The sequence below is a fragment of the Streptomyces sp. NPDC004629 genome (genome assembly GCF_042873595.1).
Classification (GTDB): domain Bacteria; phylum Actinomycetota; class Actinomycetes; order Streptomycetales; family Streptomycetaceae; genus Streptomyces.
Genome location: NZ_JBIALO010000015.1, coordinates 153,626 through 171,507 on the forward strand (window position 1 = coordinate 153,626; position 17,882 = coordinate 171,507).

Here is a 17,882-nt window from a genome sequence, read left to right on the forward strand (position 1 = left end):
GGACTGCACACGGGGCGTTCGACAGGCGAGGGCCTCAACCGGGCCATAGCGGGTGGTGTCGCACGTCGTCGTCCGATCAGGATGACCGCGTCGCGCGCTTGGCAATAGTGAGGACGCCGCCGCGCTTGAGGGGCGGCCCACCACGCCGGCTGCCCCGTGTCCTGCAGGGCATGGGCGGCGCGATCGCATCTCCCACCTCGCTCGCGCTCATCACCACGACGTTCCCCGAAGGCCCGGAACGCAACAGGGCGTTCGGCATCTTCGCGGCAGTCTCCGCGGGGGGCGGCGCCGTCGGGCTCTTGGCTGGCGGACTCCTCACCGAGTGGCTCAACTGGCGCTGGGTGCTCTTCGTCAACGTACCCATCGGCATCCTCATCGCGGTGCTCGCACCGCGCTACATCAACGAGTCCGAGCGACACCCGGGGCGCTTCGACCTCACCGGGGCGACTACCTCGACACTCGGCATGGTCGCCCTGGTCTACGGGTTCATCAGGGCGGCATCCGATGGCTGGCGGGATTCGCTCACGCTCGGCGCGTTCGGCGCGGCCGCGGTGCTCCTTGCCGCCTTCCTGTTTGTAGAGACCCGCGCCAAGGAACCGATCACCCCGCTGCGGATGTTCGCCAACCGCAACCGCTCAGGCACATACGTGATCATGATCAGCCTCGCCGCAGCGATGTTCGGCATGTTCTTCTACATCGTGCTGTTCGTACAGAACGTGCTGAGCTACTCCCCCATCCGTGCCGGCCTGGCCTTCCTGCCCGTCACCGTCGTCATCGCGTTGGGCGCGGGGATATCGCAGCGACTACTGCCGACGTTCGGTCCCAAGCCGTTCCTGATCACCGGCGCCACTCTCGCCGCCATCGGACTGGCCTGGCAGTCGCTGATCGACTCAGGTAGCTCCTACGTCGGCGGAGTGCTCGGCCCGATGCTGATCTTCGGCTTCGGCATGGGGCTCAACTTCGTAACCGTCACCGTGACCGCCGTATCCGGCGTCGCCCCCCACGAGGCGGGAGCGGCCTCCGCCCTGCTCAACGCGACCCAGCAAGTGGGCGGTTCACTCGGTCTGTCCATCCTGACCACCGTCTTCGGCTCGGCCAGCCGCGACGAGGCGACCAAGTAGGCAGCGTCGTTCATGGCCGAGGCATCACTCGAACAGAAGGCTGCGTTCGCCAAGACCCACCAGCTGCCGGCCCCGTGGAGCCACGAAGTCCTCGCACACGGCATCTCCACGGCCTTCATCCCGGCCGCCGCCATGGCCGTCCTCGCACTCGCCGTCGCCGCTGCCGTCATACGCGTCCGCAAGAGCGACCTGGAGGCCCTCAGCGGCACGGGGGGCGCCCCGGCCGTGTAACCCCCGGCGGTCCCCCGATCACGGCACCCGTGACCGAACACCCCGTCCACCACGGGTTCGTCGGCCTACGGGCGTCATGCGGCACCCCCAGCCCCGGGGATGGGCGCCCCCGGCCATGCCCGTCATGGTTGCCGCATGACGTCACGCCATCGACGCCAATCGGAACCTGATAACGCACGTTGGAACGCCACCGGACGCGACGATTGTGAACATCGCGCTCCCGCACATTCAAGACGCGCTCAAGTTCAGCACCACAGACCTCACCTGGGTGGTCAGCGCCTACACGCTCACCTTCGGCGGCCTGCTGCTGCTCGGCGCCCGGGCCGGTGACATCCTCGGCCGCCGCCGGGTGTTCATGGCCGGCATCCTGCTGTTCACCTTCGCCTCGCTGCTCGGCGGTCTCGCCCAGGAACCCTGGCAACTGCTCGCCGCGCGTGCCTTGCAGGGCGTCGGTGGCGCGATCGCTTCGCCCACCTCGCTGGCCCTCATCACCACCACATTTCCCGAGGGGCCGGAACGGAACCGGGCGTTCGGCGTCTTCGCCGCCGTGTCCGCGGGCGGCGGCGCCATCGGTCTGCTCGCCGGCGGCATGCTCACCGACTGGCTCGACTGGCGGTGGGTGCTCTTCGTCAACGTGCCGATCGGCATCCTGATCGCCGTGCTCACACCGCGGTTCATCAACGAGTCCGAACGGCACCCCGGACGCTTCGACATCGCGGGCGCACTGACCTCGACCCTGGGCATGGCCTCTCTCGTGTACGGCTTCATCCGCGCCTCGGAGGACGGCTGGCGCGACGGCCTGACCCTGGCGTCCTTCGGTGCGGCCGTGGTTCTGCTGGTGGCCTTCGTCTTCACCGAGATGCGGGCCAAGGAACCGATCACGCCGCTGAAGATGTTCGCCGACCGCAACCGCTCGGGCACGTATGTGATCATGTTGAGCCTGGCCGCGGCGATGTTCGGCATGTTCTTCTACATCGTGCTGTTCGTGCAGAACGTGCTGGGATACAGCCCGATCAAGGCCGGGCTTGCCTTCCTGCCCGTGACGGTCGCGATCGCCGTCGGGGCCGGTCTGTCGCAGCGGTTCCTGCCCTCGCTCGGCCCCAAGCCGTTCATGATCAGCGGTGCGACGTTCGTCGTCATCGGGCTCACCTGGCAGACCTTCATCAGCCCCGACAGCTCCTATCTCGGCGGGATCCTGGGCCCGATGCTGGTGTTCGGCTTCGGCATGGGTCTCAACTTCGTGACGGTGACGGTCACGGCCGTCTCCGGCGTCGCCCAGCACGAGGCGGGCGCAGCGTCCGGGCTGCTCAACGCCACACAGCAGGTGGGCGGTTCGCTCGGACTGTCCATCCTGACCACCGTCTTCGGCTCGGCGAGCAAGGACGAGGCGGCGAAGCAACTGCCGAAGTTCCTCGCCGACGGCTCGCCCGCGCAGAAGGCGGAGTTCGCCAAGACCCAGCAGTTGCCGGCGCCTTGGGGGCACGAGGTGCTCGCGCACGGCATCTCGACCGCGTTCATACCCGCCGCCGCGATGGCCGCACTCGCTCTGGTCACGGCCTGGTTCGTGATCAAGGTGCGCAAGAGCGACCTCGAAGCCCTCTCCGGAGTCGCGGGCCCCGGAATCGGCTGAGCCGGAACGCTCCCCGCAAGACCGCGGATGGCCGGGCCCAGCCCGGGGGACGGACGGTGAGGGCGACGGTCCGGCCATCCGCATCACAGCCGCCAAGACCGAGAAGAAGAACACCAGCACCACGAACACCGTCACCACACCCCCTGCCCCACACAGAATCTCCCGACCGCGCGTACCCACACGTCGCACAGCCGATGTCAGAACAACGCGCCGACATCACACAGAGTTCCCAGCAATCACGCAGGGTTTCCATCGACTGGAGTCGACCGCGGGTGTCAGGCCGCCGCCACCCAGTCCGGAAGCGTCTCCGCACGCTCCAGCCACTCGGTCGGCGGCGTCCCCGCCTTTCCGGCCGCCAGCACACCGCCCACGATGGCGCAGGTGGTGTCGACATCCCCGCCGACCTGGGCAGTCGCCCAGAACGCCGTCTCGTAGTCACCGAGCGCCCGAGCCGCCGACCACAGAGCGAAGGGGACGGTGTCATGGGCGGACGTGCGCCGTCCGCAACCCAGGACGGCGGCGACGGTGCCGGCGTCTCCGTAGTCGAGCATGTCCCGGGCGCGCCGCAGCCCCGCGCTCACGGCGCTCTTCGGCACGAGTGCCAGGATCCCGTCGAGGAGTGCCTCGGGGCTGGGCGGGCCGCCGGGAGCGGCGGCCCGGGCTGCGGCTGCGGCGACCGCCATGGCCCCGACGACGGCCTCGCGGTGTGGTGTGTGGTGTAAGCCGAGATCTCCGCCTGGTGGGTCGCCTGTTCCGGGTCGTCCGCGTACCAGGCGCCGAGGGGTGCGATCCGCATCGCCGCACCGTTGCCCCAGGATCCCTGTCCGTTGAAGAGCCCGGCGGCCAGCTCACGCCATTCGTGGCCCTCGCGGACGAGCCGCAGCAGGCGGTTGACCGCCGGTCCGTAACCGCGGTCAAGTCGTGGTGCTCGGCGAAGGAACGGGCGAGCGCGTCCTGGTCGATGCAGTGGTGCGCGGCGAGGACGGCGACCACGGAGCAGGCCATCTCCGTGTCGTCCGTCCATTGCCAGGGGCCGGGCGGCAGCTCACGGCGCGTCAGCAGCGGATAGTTCGCCGGTACGAAGAACTGGGAGCCGAGCGCGTCCCCCACGGCCAGTCCGCGCAGGCTGGTCAGGGCACGGTCCAGGCGGTCCAGGCGAGTGGAATCAGCGGTCATCGCCCAGCCCCTCTATCCGGTGATCCAATGCGGCAGCGGGTCCCGCCAACGCTCGAAGGGCCGGTCGAGCGTGTACTTGCCGTCATCACCGAGAACGAGCATGCGCATCTCCGCGTTCCCGGGGTTCGACAGGGATTCGAATTCCGCGACCGTCCAGTGGAACCAGCGCATGCAGAACAACCGCATGGCCAGGCCATGGGTCACCAGGAGCACGTTGGGCGGATGGTCCGGCGCCTCGAAGCTGCGGAACAGGCTCTCCAGGAAGCCCCCGACCCGGTCGTACACATCGGCGCCCGACTCGCCCTGCGGGAAGCGGAAGAAGAAGTGCCCGTACGCGTCGCGGTAGGTCTTCTGGAGGCGTACGTCGTCGCGGTCCTGCCAGTTTCCCCAGTCCTGCTCACGCAGTCGCGGTTCCTCACGCACCCGTATCAGCTCGGGGTCGAGGTGGAAGGCGCGGAGCGTCTCGTGCGTACGCCGGTACGGGGAGACGTACACGCTCACCCGCTCCCGGCCGAACACCTCCCGGATCCTCTTTCCGGTCTCCCCAGCCTGCTGCCAGCCGCGCTCGGTGAGCGCGAGGGCGTGGTCGGGTTCCCGCTCGTAGACGGAGTCATCGACATTGCCCGTCGACTCGCCGTGCCGGACCAGTACGATGCGCCGTGGTCGTGCCATGCCAAAACCCTAGATCGGGTGACGCCCGGCCGGGCAATCCGGAGCACCCCATACGGCGTAGGTCACACGAATCCGGCACCAGGGACCACTCAAGGCACACATTTCACAGCCTCGCATGTCAGACCGTCCACGTCGGCTCCAGTTCCACGATGTCGCCGGTGAGCGCCGCGACGTCTGCCTCGGTCTGTGCCCGCAGGGCCAGCCGTTCCACGCGTTCGGTGCGGTACTTGCCGTGCTCGGCGGCCGAGCGCCACATCGAAAGGACCAGGAACTCGTGCTCGGGGGCCTCGGCGAACATGCCACGGATCATGCCGGGCGAGCCGGCCATGGCGGGGTTCCAGACCTTCTCCTGCATCAGCGTGAAGTTCTCCACTCGTTCTTCGTGGATGCGGCAGTGGGCGACACGGATCAGGTCGGAGTCCGCGAACCTCGGTTCGAAGCCGGTCTTCACGTCGAAGCGGTACTCGAACAGCTTGGCCTGGCTGTCCTTGAAGGTGCCCGCCTGCGACGCCGCGAGACGGTCGTGGGAGCGGGCCATGAAGGAGTCGTAGAAGGCGCGGCTCTCCCAGAAGGCGAAGATGTGCGCCACGCCGGGCCGCCGCCGGCTCCAGCCGCCGCCCTGCCCGCGAAACCCCGGCTCCCCCAGAAGCCCCGCCCACTTTCGCTGCCCCCGCTCGAACCCGCGGCGGTCCACCACGGTGCAGCGAATCCACTTGACCAGCACCGCGCCATCGTAAGGCCATGGAGCGTGGCACCGGTCATGCTCCGCGAGAGATCACCCACGCACCGGCCCGCGGCCCATGGCACGATGGACAACGAACCTTGGCCATCAGGGAGTTGGGACAAGGCCCAGAGGGGGAAAGGGGAAGCCTGGTGAACGGCTTGAGCAAGGGGATCCGCAAGGTCGAGATCGCGTTGCAGTGGGATCCGAGCCCCATGGGGCAGCAGCCCACCGATCTCGACCTCATCGCCGCCGCATACGGGAAGGACGACCCGTACGGCACGCCGGATTATCTGGTGCACTTCGACAGCCGCTCCCCCGACGGAACGATCTACCTCAACCGGGACAGCGCGGACGGAAAGGGCTTCGGCTCGGACGAAGTCATGACGCTGGAACTCGACCGGCTCAACGACCGGTACGCGCGCGTGGTCGTCGGTGTCGTCATCCAGCAGCGAACCGCGGAGCGCGGGTTCGCCGGCGTCCTCAATCCTGCGGTGCGCATACGCGAGGGCTACACCGTCCTTGCCGAGGACGACTTCGCATCGGTTCCCGGGGCGACCGCGGCGACCGTCGCGGAGTTCGTCCGTGATGAGTCCGGCGGGTGGCAGTTCCAGCCCGGCGTCCATGGCTTCGAGGACGACCCCGCGGCCTTCAGCAGGACCATGGGCCGGCGCGGCGGCCCCGCAGGCCGACCCGAGTAGGGGCGGTGATCGCAGGAGTCCATGCCGGCAGCTCCCGGGCCGACCCGCGGTGGGGTGAGGCCACGCGGCGGGTCAGCCAGCTCGCGGGTGCCGGCGCCGTGGTCCGCCTGTACGTGGAGGTGACGCTGTCTCCTACAGCGTGTTGAACGCTCCGGACGGCCGGGGCTGGCCCGCATCCGGAAAGCTCGGATGACGCGTGCCGGCCCCGTGTCGAGCGAGCCTCTGTGACCGGGGGCGGCACAGGGCCCGGCGAGTATCGGGCGCAATGGCGTGGACCGGCGGCGGGCTCTGCGCCGTGCGCTACCGCGCGGACGCCGAGGCGTGGCGCTCGGCCGCGTCAAGGCGCGCATCCAGACCGGGTGGGTCGGCGTACCGCCGTGGCGTGGGCGGGCCGTGCGGCGCCGCCGGTCCCCGTGGCCAAGGCGCACCGGGTAGCGCGTCCGTCAACGCGGACGGTGCGGGGACACGCCGGACGGGACACGGGGGTGCCGCCCCGTCGCTGTGACGGGTGAGGGCCACGCGTGGTAGGTGGGCGGCGAAGGGGCGCCGACCCGCGGTCGACGCCCCTCACCTCACGGGATCAGCTGCAGCCGCTGGTCGAGCCACAGCCCTCGCAGATGTAGCAGGATCCGGCCCGCTGCATCTTCGTGCCGCAGGAGAAGCACAGCGGGGCGTCGGCCTGGATGCCCAACTGCATCTCCACCAGCTCGGCGCTGGTGTGTGCCTGCTTCGGGGCGGGCTGAGCCGCCTCGCCGCCGGCCTGTGGGGTGGACACGGCCTTCAGGTCGGTCTGGCGCGGCGCCGACTGGGCCAGTCCCTCGACGTCGACCTCGTCCTCGGACGACTCGTAGGAGCCGGTCTCCAGGTGACGCTGGCGCTCTTCGGCAGAGTGGATGCCGAGCGCGGAGCGCGTCTCGAAGGGCAGGAAGTCCAGCGCCAGACGGCGGAAGATGTAGTCGACGATCGACTGGGCCATCCGCACGTCCGGGTCGTCGGTCATGCCGGCCGGCTCGAAGCGCATGTTGGTGAACTTCGAGACGTACGTCTCCAGGGGCACGCCGTACTGAAGGCCTACGGAGACGGCGATGGAGAACGCGTCCATCATGCCCGCGAGGGTCGAGCCCTGCTTGGACATCTTCAGGAAGACCTCGCCCAGACCGTCGTCCGGGTAGGAATTGGCGGTCATGTAGCCCTCGGCGCCGCCGACGGTGAAGGACGTGGTGATGCCGGGACGTCCCTTCGGGAGGCGCTTGCGGACCGGGCGGTACTCGACGACCTTCTCGACCTTGGGGGCCTCCTCGGCCTTGGCCTCGGTCTTCTTGTCGTCGCCCTTCTTCTTCGCGGAGAGCGGCTGGCCGACCTTGCAGTTGTCGCGGTAGATCGCGAGCGCCTTGACGCCCATCTTCCACGCCTCGAAGTAGATCTCCTCGACCTCCTCGACGGTCGCCGACTCCGGCATGTTGACCGTCTTGGACAGGGCGCCGGAGATCCACGGCTGGATCGCGGCCATCATGCGGACGTGGCCCATCGGGGAGATCGCCCGCTCGCCCATGGCGCAGTCGAACACTTCGTAGTGCTGCTGCTTGAGGCCGGGGGCGTCGATCACGTTGCCGTGCTCGGCGATGTGGGCGACGACCGCCTCGATCTGCTCCTCCTGGTAGCCCAGGCGGCGCAGGGCCTGCGGGACGGTGCCGTTGACGATCTGCATCGAGCCGCCGCCGACCAGCTTCTTGAACTTGACCAGGGCGAGGTCGGGCTCCAGGCCGGTGGTGTCGCAGGACATCGCGAGACCGATGGTGCCGGTCGGGGCGATGACGGACGCCTGGGAGTTACGGAATCCGTTCTTCTCACCGAGGCGCAGCACGTCCTGCCAGGCCTCCGTGGCGGCGGCCCAGACCGGGGTGTCCAGGTCGTCCATGCGGATTGCCGCGCCGTTGGCGTCGGCGTGCTGCTTCATGACGCGCTTGTGGGCGTCGGCGTTGCGGGCGTAGCCGTCGTACGGGCCGACGACCGCGGCGAGTTCGGCGGAGCGACGGTAGGACGTGCCGGTCATCAGGGAGGTGATGGCGCCCGCCAGGGCGCGGCCGCCGTCGGAGTCGTAGGCGTGGCCGGTCGCCATCAGCAGGGCGCCCAGGTTGGCGTAGCCGATGCCGAGCTGGCGGAACGCGCGCGTGTTCTCGCCGATCTTCTGGGTCGGGAAGTCAGCGAAGCAGATGGAGATGTCCATCGCGGTGATGACGAGTTCGACGACCTTCGCGAAGCGCTCGACCTCGAACGACTGGTTGCCCTTGCCGTCGTCCTTCAGGAACTTCATCAGGTTCAGCGAGGCGAGGTTGCAGGACGTGTTGTCCAGGTGCATGTACTCGCTGCAGGGGTTCGAGCCGTTGATCCGGCCGGACTCCGGGCAGGTGTGCCAGCGGTTGATGGTGTCGTCGTACTGGATGCCGGGGTCGGCGCAGGCCCAGGCGGCCTCGGCCATCTTGCGGAACAGGGCTTTGGCCTCGACCTCCTCGATGACCTCGCCGGTCATCCGCGCGCGGAGGCCGAACTTTCCGCCCTGCTCGACGGCCTTCATGAACTCGTCGTTCACGCGGACCGAGTTGTTGGCGTTCTGGTACTGGACGGAGGTGATGTCGTCGCCGCCCAGGTCCATGTCGAAGCCCGCGTCGCGCAGGGCGCGGATCTTCTCCTCCTCCTTCACCTTGGTCTCGATGAAGTCCTCGATGTCGGGGTGGTCGACGTCGAGGATGACCATCTTGGCGGCGCGGCGGGTGGCTCCGCCGGACTTGATGGTGCCCGCCGAGGCGTCGGCGCCACGCATGAAGGAGACCGGACCGGAGGCGTTGCCGCCGGAGGACAGCAGTTCCTTGGAGGAACGGATGCGGGAGAGGTTCAGGCCGGCCCCGGAGCCGCCCTTGAAGATCATGCCCTCTTCCTTGTACCAGTCGAGGATCGACTCCATCGAGTCGTCGACGGACAGGATGAAGCAGGCGGAGACCTGCTGGGGCTGGGGCGTGCCGACGTTGAACCAGACGGGGCTGTTGAAGCTGAAGATCTGGTGCAGGAGGGCGTACGCCAGCTCGTGCTCGAAGATCTCGGCGTCGGCGGGCGAGGCGAAGTACTTGTAGTCCTCTCCGGCCTTCCGGTACGTCTTCACGATGCGGTCGATCAGCTGCTTGAGGCTGGTCTCGCGCTGCGGGGTGCCCACGGCACCACGGAAGTACTTGCTGGTAACGATGTTGACCGCGTTCACCGACCAGGAGTCGGGGAACTCGACGCCACGCTGCTCGAAATTGACCGAGCCGTCGCGCCAGTTGGTCATGACGACGTCACGGCGCGCCCACTCGACCTCGTCGTACGGATGCACGCCGGGGGTGGTGTGGATGCGCTCGATGCGCAGTCCCTTGGTGGCCTTGGTGCCCTTGGCTCGGGAACCTCGTGCCGGACCGCTCGCCGTCTCTGTCATGCCGCCTCCCTGTACGGGCTAAAACGCCCTGAAGTGCCCCGATGTTCCCGTGGCACGGTGTTCTGTCTTGTGTTGCGGGCTCCCAACACGCTGCCGCCCGCAACAGGTCTTCACTCGCCGCCGTCCGGCCGGATCCCGGACCCCCGTCCGCTCCGGCGCATCCTTCAGTCGGCGGCGTGGGCGGGCACGGGGACCTCGGCAGTCCCTCCGCGCCCGCGCTGGTCCTCCTGGCTCCCCGCTCCCGCGTCATCGTCGTCCGCGGCGGGGGCTCGCCTCGCTTCCCTGAGTTCGGCGATGGCGGCCTCGAAGTCCTCAAGCGAGTCGAACGCCCGGTAGACGGAGGCGAATCGCAGATAGGCGACGAGGTCGAGCTCCTGCAACGGGCCGAGTATGGCCAGCCCCACGTCGTGGGTGGTCAGCTCAGCGCTCCCGGTGGCCCGCACCGCCTCCTCGACCCGCTGGCCGAGTTGGGCGAGCGCGTCCTCGGTGACGGGCCGCCCCTGGCACGCCTTGCGTACGCCGTTGATGACCTTGGTACGGCTGAACGGCTCGGTGACACCGGACCGCTTGATCACCATGAGCGAGCACGTCTCCACGGTCGTGAAGCGGCGGGTGCAGTCCGGGCACTGACGGCGCCTGCGAATCGACGTGCCGTCGTCGGTCGTCCGACTGTCCACGACACGGCTGTCGGGGTGCCTGCAGAAGGGGCAGTGCATGATCTCCAACCCTCCTCACAGCAGACTCAAAGGCCCCGAAAGACCTCCTGGGCCCCTCGAAGCAGCCCCCAGCATAGGCGATCTCTCGGACATCGAAGACCCGGGGACCACAACTTGTGGGCAGCTGTAGCAATCCAACCACTAGATGTGGTGCCTGGCTCAATACATCGACACGCGCGCGTGTCGCATGTGTACCGCAGCGGGGGATGCGGAGATACCGTGGACGCCACGCGGAGGACGCGTGCGACTCCGGCACAGAAGGGGACCGGCTCCCGGTCGACGGGGCTCCGGATGGCAGACTGGGCGCGCAACCCACGAGGTCGTCGGCCCGGCGGTGAAGAGTACAACAATGAGCCCTTTTATCCGCCAGGTGCAGCGTTAGCCATACACCCAGACACGTGATCACGCTAAGCGAACCGCGATTTTTCACTCGAACGTGTGTTTGGCGCAACCTTTCGAAAGCAACTACCGTTGTCCAGCAGGGAGACCATCGAGAGGGGCCGACGTGACCACCACCGTAGACACAGCCACCATCACCGCCCAGGACCGCTCCCAGGGCCGAATTGAGCCGGTGCATGCGATGAACGAAGCCGCGAATCCAGAAGGGCACAAGCGCTCTCTGCCCGGCCGACCTCCAGGCATCAGGGCCGACAGCTCGGGACTCACCGACCGGCAGCGTCGGGTGATCGAGGTCATCAGGGACTCTGTGCAGCGGCGTGGCTACCCACCGTCGATGCGGGAGATCGGCCAGGCCGTCGGCCTGTCCAGCACGTCTTCGGTCGCGCACCAGCTGATGGCACTCGAACGCAAGGGCTTCCTGCGCCGCGACCCGCACCGCCCGCGCGCATACGAGGTCCGCGGTTCCGATCAGACGGTGACCGTGCAGCCCACAGACACCGCCGGCAAGCCCGCCGCGTCCTACGTCCCGCTCGTCGGCCGCATCGCCGCCGGTGGCCCGATCCTCGCCGAGGAGTCGGTCGAGGACGTCTTCCCCCTCCCCCGGCAGCTCGTCGGCGACGGCGAACTGTTCGTGCTGAAGGTCGTCGGCGACTCCATGATCGAGGCCGCGATCTGCGACGGAGACTGGGTCACCGTCCGCCGCCAGCCGGTCGCAGAGAACGGCGACATCGTGGCCGCGATGCTCGACGGCGAGGCCACCGTCAAGCGCTTCAAGCGCGAGGACGGCCATGTCTGGCTCCTCCCGCACAACTCCGCGTATGAGCCCATTCCCGGTGACGACGCGACCATCCTGGGCAAGGTCGTCGCGGTCCTGCGCCGCGTCTGACGGCCCGACGGCGAGCGTCGGCTCTTCCCCTGACCGGGCCCCGGAACCTCTGCGCCGGTTCCGGGGCCCTGTGCTGCACAGCCCCGGTGACCGGCGGCGTCGCATCGCGGGTTAGCCTGTCCCGGCGCCGGGACAGGCTAACCCGCGATCACTTCGCCTCCCCTTGCTGCGCGGCGGCGGCAATGGCCGCGAGCGACTTCCGCACCTGATTGCGGTCCGTGGTGTACCAGAAGCCGGGCAGTGACGCCTTGAGGTAACCGCCGTACCGCGCAGTGGCCAGCCGCTGGTCCAGCACGGCGACCACACCCCTGTCCCCCGACGCCCGGACGAGCCGGCCTGCGCCCTGCGCCATCAGCAGCGCGGCATGCGTGGCGGCGACCGCCATGAAGCCATTGCCCCCCGCATCCTCCACTGCCTTCTGGCGCGCGCTCATCAGCGGGTCGTCGGGGCGCGGGAAAGGGATCTTGTCCATCACGACCAGCTGACAGCTGGGACCCGGGACGTCGACGCCCTGCCACAGCGACAGAGTGCCGAACAGACAGGTCTTGGAATCAGCGGCGAAGTTCTTGATCAACTCACCGAGTGTCTCCTCGCCCTGGAGCAGGATCGGGAACTCGGGGATCCGCGAGCGCAGCTCCTCGGCGGCGAGCTGAGCCGCCCGCATGGAGGAGAAGAGGCCGAGGGTGCGGCCGCCGGCCGCCTGGATCAGCTCGGTCAGTTCGTCGAGCATGTCCGCGCGGTCGCCGTCCCGTGCCGGACGGGACAGATGCTTGGCCACGTACAGGATGCCCTGTTTGCGGTAGTCGAAGGGCGAGCCGACGTCGAGGCCCTTCCACTGAGGGAGATCCTCGCCCTCCGTGCCCTCCGAGGCCAGGCCCAGGGAGGCACCCACTCCGTTGAAGTCGCCGCCCAGTTTGAGCGTGGCGGACGTGAGGACGACGGAGCGGTCCGCGAAGAGCTTCTCCCTGAGGAGACCCGAGACGGACATGGGTGCGACCCGGAGGGAGGCGCCGAAGCGGTCGTGGCGTTCGTACCAGACGACGTCCCACTCGGAGCCGTTCACCACGCGCTCCGCCACGTCATGCACCGTCTCCACGGACGCCAGCGCCTGCTTGCGGACCGCGTCCTCGTCCTGAACCGACTTGTCACGGGTCGCGCCGATCGAGGAGATGACGGTGCGGGCGGCGTCCCGCAGGGCCATCAGGGCGTAGGAGAGGTCTTCCGGGATCTCCTCCAAGCGGCCCGGAAGGGCCAGCTCCATCAGCCGCTCGAAGCCCTCGGCCGCCGTCTGGAGCTGGTCTGCGGCCTTCTCGTTGACCAGCTTCGCGGCGCGGCGCACCGCCCGGTTGACCTGGCCGGGCGTCAGCTCCCCGGTCGCGACGCCGGTGACCCGCGAAACCAGTTCGTGTGCCTCGTCCACGATCAGCACGTCGTGCTGGGGAAGCACCGGGGCACCCTCGATGGCGTCGATCGCGAGCAGCGCGTGGTTGGTGACGACGACCTCGGCGAGCTTGGCCCGCTCCCGGGCCATCTCGGCGAAGCACTCGGCGCCGTAGGCGCACTTCGATGCGCCCAGGCACTCACGGGAGGAGACCGACACCTGCGCCCAGGCACGGTCGGACACGCCAGGTGTCAGGTCGTCCCGGTCCCCGCTCTCGGTCTCGTCCGCCCAGTCACGCAGCCGCAGCAGATCCTGGCCCAGTTTGCTGGTCGGCGCAGCCGCCTCGAACTGGTCGAAGAGCCCTTCCTCCTCGTCTTGCGGTACGCCCTCGTGCAGACGGTGCAGGCACAGGTAGTTGGACCGTCCCTTGAGCATCGCGAACTCCGGGCGGCGGCGCAGCAGGGGGTGCAGCGCCTCGACCGTGCGCGGAAGATCGCGCTCCACGAGCTGGCGCTGCAGGGCGAGGGTGGCCGTCGCGACGACGACGCGCTCCCCGTGCGCAAGCGCGGGCACGAGATAGCCGAGCGACTTACCGGTGCCGGTACCGGCCTGGACCAGCAGGTGGGATCCGTCGTCGATCGCTTCGGCGACCGACTCGGCCATGGTCACCTGGCCGGGGCGCTCCGTGCCGCCGACGGCTGTGACAGCGGCATGCAGGAGTTCGGGGAGTGAGGGCTTCGTCATAGCCCGACCACCCTACGGCCAGGCACCGACAAACGTGGGATCAAGTAGGAGAGGAGAGGTCGGACGGGGTGAGCGCCGGTGGACGGGCCGACCGACGGGCCAGCGGGCGGTGCCTCTCGACTGCCTCAAGTATCTGGGTCGCTCGATCGGGTGCCAGGGTCACGGGATTGGCTGACAAGCCACGGACGGGGCCGGTGAAGGCCGGGACGGATCACGGTGCGGACTCCTCGGCGGTGTCGGACGCGGAGCGGGGTGGAGTGGGTGAGGCGGGGACGGCTGAGGCGCGGGACGCAGGGCGGGGTGACGCTGGAGCGCGGCCGGGCAAGAGTCGGAGTGGCACCGGGACCCACGGGATGTCGAGGCGGGGCGCGTGGATTCTGTCGGGCTCGAACAGCAGAGCGCGTCAGGTCTGGCGGAGTCGAGAGAGCGCGCCCAGTCGGCTGACTCAGCAGTGTGTGCTCAGTCGGATTCGGCAGACGGCAAGAGGCTTTCGGCCGGTGCCGGGCAGCGCGGGCCGGCCCGCGTCCGGATTGCTTGGCTCACGGTGGTGTGCGAAGCGACCGGCAAGCCGGCTGCTTCGCTGAAGGTGACCCGCCTGCCTCACTCGATGAATTCGTTTCGGCCGACCCGGAACCCCGGCGGCCCGAGCGGTGTACTACATGTGAACGCGTCGTCACTCGGCGCTACGGCACATCATGCAGTGACCGGTCCCGAATCATGAGGGCGGCCCGCTTCGCGGGCAGGTCGACCTCGGCGGCGAACCGGAAGCCTGCAGAGAGGAAGGCGGCAATGGACGGCGTATTGCGAAGGTCGGGCTCGGCGACGACTCGTGAACAGGCGGGCCGTCGTGCCAGGACCAGGTCGGCCACTGTTCTGAGCAGGGCGGATCCAAGGCCCCGCCCTCGGTCGGCGACGCCGCCGATAAGGAGGTGGATTCCGGTGTCGTGCGGGCGGGCCGGGTAGTGGCGTGCCAGCGGGTCCAGATCCGCCCGGTAGATCTCCCAGTAGCTCATCGGGGTGCCGTCCAGCGTGCCGAGGCACGGCACGCTGCGACCGTCACCGGTGAGCTGGGTGGCCAGGTGTTCCTCTGTCCTGTCCGGAGATCCGGCCAGTTCCCAGAAGGCAGCGACGGCCGGGTCGTTCATCCAGCGGCTGATGAGCGGGAGGTCGTGGTCGAGGCGGACGGGGACCAACTGGAACAGGCCCGCGGGTGTGCCGGTCTGGCCCCAGGCAGCGACATGGTCGAGCAGGTCATCGTCCGCGGCGGAGAAGCCGACCTCCGCAGCGGACGGCGGGCCGGCTTTCGCAGCAGACGGCGAGTTGGCCTGCGCCGCGAAGGGGTAGCGGCTGTCCAGCTCCGAGCGCCGACCGGTATCCGTCGTGAAGCCCGGGTCGGCCACCGCCGGAGACGGTCCCCGCTCGTCCCGCACGGCGAGCGGACCGGCACCGGTACCGGTGGTGGCAGCGGCACCGGATCGTTCAGCGGAGTCCTCCGGTTGCGCGGCGAAGAGGGCCACGAGTTCGTCGGGGAGGCGCAGGTCCAGCGTGTCCTCGCTGTCCGATCCGGGATCGGAGGGACCCGGGCGAACGGGCACGGGCCCGGTGTCGGTGCTCGCGTCGGCAGGGGACATGGCGCGCTCCTCTCAGAGGCCGAGGTGGCTCACGTTCCTCGGAGGGTGAATGAAGTGGGTCGGGTCAGGAATGAAGGGGGTTGGCGATGGTGACGTAGACGGACTGGGTGTCGACTGGACCGACGAGTTCGTCGAGGCCGTGCAACCGCGTGAGCAGGTTGGCTTTGCAGCGCAGAACGGGTGAGTCCAGCAGGCGGGCGGGCAGGGAGGTGCGCAGCGGTGCGGGCCCCGCGGCGACGCCGGCGAGGAAGCGGCGGAACGCGGCCAGCAGCAGGCGCTCGTCGGCAAGGTGCTGCGAGCCGAACGCACCGATCAGGCCGAGCACGTTGTTGATGGCGAGGTAGTAGCCGAACCGCTCGTCGGTGACCTCGTCGGAGACGAACGTGTCACTGTGCCGGCCGATGCCGGGCAGTCGTGCGTCGAGTTCGGCTCGGCGGGACTCGCGGAAGTAGTAGCCCTGGTTGTCGCGGTAGCGGCCACCCGCGGGCCAGCCGTCGCCGTCCAGTACGAGCAGCGTGTTCTGCTGGTGCGCCTCCAGTGCGATCCCCGCCTCGCTGTCCAGCCACAGCACGGGACGCACGACCAGTTCCAGGTAGCGCAGGAACCACTCCGCGGCGACCGTTCCACGGGGACGACCGGTCCGCTCGGCGAGGCGCGTGACGACTTGGGCCAGGCGGGACTGGAGGGGCCATGCCCCCACAGAAGTGAGGTGCCCGTTGGCGGCGGGAACGGCCATGGGGCGAGGCGCGACGAAACCGGCGAGGCAGGAGACGTCGTCGGTGGGTGCGAAGGAGTTGTGCCGGATCACCACATCGAGTCCCCGGACGGGCAGGCCGTCCTGGTCGTCGACGGCCAGCCAGGCGGGGTCGCGGACGATGTCGAAGCCCGGGTGCACGGCCTGCCACTGCCGCGACAGGCCGGAGCGCAACAGGCGGTGCACCTCGACGCCGCGGTGGAGTTCCTTACGGAGGTTCTCGCGGCGGGAGTTGGTGATCCGGAGGCCCAGCGACAGCTTGAGCATCGCGGGTGCACCGGATTGATGGACGGTGCGTACGGAGGAGGTGGGATTCCACGGGGTTCCGAAGGAACCGAGTTCACGCAGCAGTCCCGCGTCGAGGAGGGCGGCGATGTCATCTCGGTGCCGGGCCTCCCGTGACTGCCACGGGTGCAGGGGAAGGGCGGCGAACCCGTCGGGCAGGGGCAGCCCGGAGCCGGCGAGCCGTGCCGTGAGGTGCTCCGCTCGGACGGGGCGTCCGCGCTCGGTCCAGGCCGAGTCGGTAGCGATCAAGGAAGGTGATACGGCCATCCAGTGCAGAGGGAAGGAGCCGCGCAGTTCCGGTGAGTAGGGGCGGGCTTCGGCTTCGGACAGGCCCTCTCGGCTCTTCGGTGTCGGGTGCAGCGGGTGTCCGAGCAGGAGTGCCTGTTCGGCGCTGAGAAACAGGTCCGGTCCATCGGCGGGGTGGGAGCGGCGGTCGCTGATGAAGCCGGTGGTGCGGCGGACCGAGTCGGCCACTCGTGCGGCCAGGTCTCCCCCGATGGTGGTCACAGCGGTGTCCGGACCGGCGGGGGTGTCACTGCCGCCGAGTGTCTCCCTGGCGATCAGCGCTGCCAGTGTCACGGCGTCGACCGGTGGGGCGCCTTCGGGGGCGTCGGCCAGGCGCGGGCGGCCGAAGCGGTGCCAGCCGGTCGGGGACCAGTAGCGGATGGGTGCCGTCAGGGCCGTGCCGCTGTGAGGCAGCGGGATGCGGAGCGAGCCGAGGCGGGTGCCCGTGCCAGCGTCGGCGTGGGAATCGGAGCCGACGTGGGAATCGGAGCCGACGTGGGGGTCGGCGTCGGGGGCGAGGTTGCTCTCGCGGACCCAGCAGCGGAGCAGGTTCTCCACGGCGGCGCTCTCGGCGGCTGTGTGGGGGTTCGGATGTTCCAAGAGGTCGTCGGACGCGCTCCACGGGCGGTCCGTTCCCGGGGTCCGGGGTCTCTGTTCGGGCACCCGCCCGGCGGTCGGCGAGGGCGAGGACTGTGTGTCGTGGGAGGTGATGTCAGGAGTGCGGGAACGGCCGCTGGAGGTGGCGCTGGCGTTCAAGACTGTTCCTAGGAGCGTGCGGAGCAGAGGGTCGATGGCCTTCGGGGTCGTCGCTCGGCCTCATACGAGGAGGGGCCGGGACGAGGGCGGGAGAGCGAGGGGAGGTGGTTCGGGCGGGGAGTGCGGAGGCGAACTGGTCATGGGCGCCAAGGGGGCAACCGTGGTCCTGGGGATTGGACAGGCGGGTGATCCGTTCGGCGCAGGAGGTGCCGGGCGCGCCCGGGGTGTCGGTGATCACCTCTGGGGTGAACGCCGGTGACGGCCAGAGTCCGGGGGTGGCCGGCCCCGGTTCGGGTGCCGGTGCCGGAGCGACGGCCGAGGTGGTTT

At 69.2% G+C, this 17,882-nt stretch carries 9 protein-coding genes and 3 pseudogenes; 4 read left to right on the forward strand and 8 right to left on the reverse strand.

Annotated features, from left to right (window positions below; all coding sequences use genetic code 11):
- Positions 1–155 precede the first annotated feature (155 nt).
- Together ACFYTE_RS23730 and ACFYTE_RS23735 are read left to right on the forward strand one after the other, a co-directional pair.
- Positions 156–1,352, forward strand: a pseudogene (locus ACFYTE_RS23730) (MFS transporter); the annotation flags it as partial.
- A gap of 193 nt (positions 1,353–1,545) precedes the next feature.
- Positions 1,546–2,982 (forward strand): annotated as a pseudogene (locus tag ACFYTE_RS23735) (MFS transporter); the annotation flags it as partial.
- A gap of 275 nt (positions 2,983–3,257) precedes the next feature.
- On the opposite strand, the pseudogene ACFYTE_RS23740 reads toward ACFYTE_RS23735, so the two are convergent.
- The 3 genes and pseudogenes from ACFYTE_RS23740 to ACFYTE_RS23750 form a co-directional block, all read right to left on the reverse strand.
- Positions 3,258–4,158: pseudogene (locus tag ACFYTE_RS23740) on the reverse strand (ADP-ribosylglycohydrolase family protein).
- A 12-nt stretch (positions 4,159–4,170) separates the two neighbouring features.
- Positions 4,171–4,830 (reverse strand): histidine phosphatase family protein, encoded by a 660-nt coding sequence (locus ACFYTE_RS23745; protein ID WP_388713746.1) that lies wholly within the window; start codon positions 4,828–4,830, stop codon positions 4,171–4,173.
- 118 nt (positions 4,831–4,948) lie between these two features.
- Entirely contained in the window at positions 4,949–5,554 is a 606-nt protein-coding gene (locus ACFYTE_RS23750) for a YdbC family protein (RefSeq protein WP_388713748.1), read from the reverse strand.
- Positions 5,555–5,703: 149 nt separating this feature from the next.
- On the opposite strand from ACFYTE_RS23750, the gene ACFYTE_RS23755 reads away from it, so the two are divergent.
- Positions 5,704–6,252, forward strand: coding sequence for a TerD family protein (locus ACFYTE_RS23755; RefSeq protein WP_388713751.1), 549 nt, complete (start codon positions 5,704–5,706; stop codon positions 6,250–6,252).
- A gap of 580 nt (positions 6,253–6,832) precedes the next feature.
- Here ACFYTE_RS23755 and ACFYTE_RS23760 read toward each other — a convergent pair.
- Positions 6,833–9,718 carry a vitamin B12-dependent ribonucleotide reductase gene (locus ACFYTE_RS23760; protein ID WP_388713754.1) on the reverse strand — a complete coding sequence of 962 codons (2,886 nt, stop codon included), beginning with the start codon at positions 9,716–9,718 and terminating at the stop codon, positions 6,833–6,835.
- Between the two features lie 164 nt (positions 9,719–9,882).
- Positions 9,883–10,434: a transcriptional regulator NrdR gene (nrdR, locus tag ACFYTE_RS23765; protein ID WP_388713757.1), complete on the reverse strand. Its 552-nt coding sequence runs from the start codon at positions 10,432–10,434 to the stop codon at positions 9,883–9,885.
- A gap of 505 nt (positions 10,435–10,939) precedes the next feature.
- Between nrdR and lexA the strand changes: the two genes are divergently transcribed.
- Complete coding sequence (gene lexA, locus ACFYTE_RS23770; RefSeq protein ID WP_388713760.1) at positions 10,940–11,719, forward strand: transcriptional repressor LexA; 780 nt, start codon at positions 10,940–10,942, stop codon at positions 11,717–11,719.
- A gap of 148 nt (positions 11,720–11,867) precedes the next feature.
- On the opposite strand, the gene ACFYTE_RS23775 is transcribed toward lexA, so the two are convergent.
- The 3 genes from ACFYTE_RS23775 to ACFYTE_RS23785 form a co-directional block, all read right to left on the reverse strand.
- The gene (locus ACFYTE_RS23775; protein ID WP_388713762.1) at positions 11,868–13,844 is read right to left on the reverse strand and encodes an ATP-dependent DNA helicase; all 1,977 of its coding nucleotides are present in this window, start codon (positions 13,842–13,844) and stop codon (positions 11,868–11,870) included.
- A gap of 683 nt (positions 13,845–14,527) precedes the next feature.
- Positions 14,528–15,475, reverse strand: coding sequence for a GNAT family N-acetyltransferase (locus ACFYTE_RS23780; RefSeq protein ID WP_388713765.1), 948 nt, complete (start codon positions 15,473–15,475; stop codon positions 14,528–14,530).
- A gap of 64 nt (positions 15,476–15,539) precedes the next feature.
- Positions 15,540–17,555, reverse strand: coding sequence for an IucA/IucC family protein (locus ACFYTE_RS23785; RefSeq protein WP_388713768.1), 2,016 nt, complete (start codon positions 17,553–17,555; stop codon positions 15,540–15,542).
- Between the last annotated feature and the right edge of the window lie 327 nt (positions 17,556–17,882).

What these genes read in the sequence shown, in the direction of transcription:
- ACFYTE_RS23745 (WP_388713746.1), bottom strand. Translation starts at nt 4,830, where the DNA reads ATGGCACGACCACGGCGCATCGTACTGGTCCGGCACGGCGAGTCGACG.
- ACFYTE_RS23760 (WP_388713754.1), bottom strand. Translation starts at nt 9,718, where the DNA reads ATGACAGAGACGGCGAGCGGTCCGGCACGAGGTTCCCGAGCCAAGGGC.
- nrdR (WP_388713757.1), bottom strand. Translation starts at nt 10,434, where the DNA reads ATGCACTGCCCCTTCTGCAGGCACCCCGACAGCCGTGTCGTGGACAGT.
- ACFYTE_RS23775 (WP_388713762.1), bottom strand. Translation starts at nt 13,844, where the DNA reads ATGACGAAGCCCTCACTCCCCGAACTCCTGCATGCCGCTGTCACAGCC.
- ACFYTE_RS23780 (WP_388713765.1), bottom strand. Translation starts at nt 15,475, where the DNA reads ATGTCCCCTGCCGACGCGAGCACCGACACCGGGCCCGTGCCCGTTCGC.